The following is a 1,594-nucleotide window of genomic DNA, read 5'->3' as shown; positions in this document are numbered from 1 at the left end:
CAGAATCCAAAGGAGCACTTCCTTGGTCTTGCCCATCAACATCACCGTCTCGAAAAGGTAGCGACTCGTATCCATCTATTGTTATACCTGCCGCCGGAGAGCCCGCAACATTCAAAAGAGCCTCAGCAGATTCTGCCGATACAGCAGACACGGAATCTAGCGCTCCTTCGGATAGCAAATCAAAGGCATATGAATTTTTAAGAGGAACGAAAACAAAAAGAATAATGCCGACACGGCAAGAACAACACTTAATGCATCGGCAGAGATCAATCATGAGCTCACCTCGCAATATTTATTTAGACCAGAGTTTGGTTCAATTTTTGACTTTTAACAAGGAACGAACACTAATTTTCTACTAGCAGCTTATATAGATCTTTTTTATTCAAGGCATAATGCTCAGCCACAAGAGAAGCCGCTTTTTTGGGAGGCAATTCTTTTGCCAAAGACAAAAGTAAAGCACGTGCCTCTGGCGTTATTTCGCTAGAAGCATCACTCTCCTGAACACCTTCAACCAAAAGAACGAACTCACCACGACGCTGGTTTTCGTCTTCATTCAAGCTCGACAAAACGTCTTCAACGGTACCAACAAGAAAAGTTTCAAACGTTTTCGTTAACTCACGAGCCAAACATATATTTCTAGCCGGCAACTCGTCACACAGAGCTTTCATCGTATCCATAATTCGATGGGTCGATTCGTAAAATATCGTTGTCCGTTGCTCATCGACCAATGCTGCCAACTGTTCTCGCTTCGCTTTTTGCTTAACAGGTAAGAAACCTTCGAAGGAAAATCGAGCACTCGCGACCCCAGATGCACTTAGTGCGGCAATCAACGCACATGCACCCGGAACAGGTAAAACCTTTACACCCTGTGCCCGCGCCTGAGACACCAGCACATAGCCTGGATCTGAAATCAGGGGCGTGCCTGCATCAGAGACCAACGCTACGCTCTTTCCTTGATTAACCAAACCAACGAGCTGATCAACCCGTTCTCGCTCATTATGCTCATGCAGGGAGAGCATTTCTTTCTGAATACCTAGATGAGACAACAACTTCTTTGTATGCCTTGTATCTTCCGCCGCGATCAGATCGGCATTCCCAAGAACTTCGATCGCTCGCTGAGAAATATCGCCTAAATTACCAATAGGTGTGGCAACAATATAAATAGCGCTTTCCAAATTTGTTATCCTCGCTCTAGAATTACCGTATGATAACAGCTTCGTTCCTCCTACTGCATTCAACATGATTAGAATACCCCTAAGATTTCTGACGCTCTCACTCTCAATTGGCTTAATCATTGCCGGGTGCAGCAGTCAGCCCAAGACCATAACTGGCGGGAAATCTCCTGAACAAGAAATCAAACCTTTAAGCGTTGGAGAACAGTATCTTCAAGATGCAAAAGCGCAAACATCCGAAACCCAAAAGAATCGATATTATTTAAACGCTGCACAAGCCTTTCTTGAGCAAGGCTATTACACACAAGCGCAACATGCTTTACAGAACGTACAAACGCAGAGCTTAACATCAGACGAAATTTCCACTTATAACCTGACGTTAATTGAAACATCTCTTCAAACAAATAATGTCGAAACTTTAA

The 1,594-nt window shown here is 43.9% G+C and carries 3 protein-coding genes; 1 reads left to right on the top strand and 2 read right to left on the bottom strand.

Going from position 1 to position 1,594, the window contains the following annotated elements; translation table 11 throughout:
- Both A3738_RS11255 and rsmI read right to left on the bottom strand, forming a co-directional pair.
- On the bottom strand, positions 1 to 274 hold a 274-nt coding region (locus A3738_RS11255), incomplete at its 3' end, for a hypothetical protein (RefSeq protein WP_156504219.1).
- 70 nt (positions 275 to 344) lie between these two features.
- Complete coding sequence (gene rsmI, locus A3738_RS11250; RefSeq protein WP_231876627.1) at positions 345 to 1,175, bottom strand: 16S rRNA (cytidine(1402)-2'-O)-methyltransferase; 831 nt, start codon at positions 1,173 to 1,175, stop codon at positions 345 to 347.
- Positions 1,176 to 1,239: 64 nt separating this feature from the next.
- On the opposite strand from rsmI, the gene A3738_RS29915 reads away from it, so the two are divergent.
- Positions 1,240 to 1,594, top strand: a 355-nt coding sequence (locus A3738_RS29915; protein ID WP_156504218.1) for a hypothetical protein, incomplete at its 3' end; no start/stop codon positions are given.

It is taken from the genome of Oleiphilus sp. HI0066, assembly GCF_001635725.1.
Note: the sequence above shows the minus strand (reverse complement) of the source record. Positions and strands in the feature narration are given on the sequence as shown.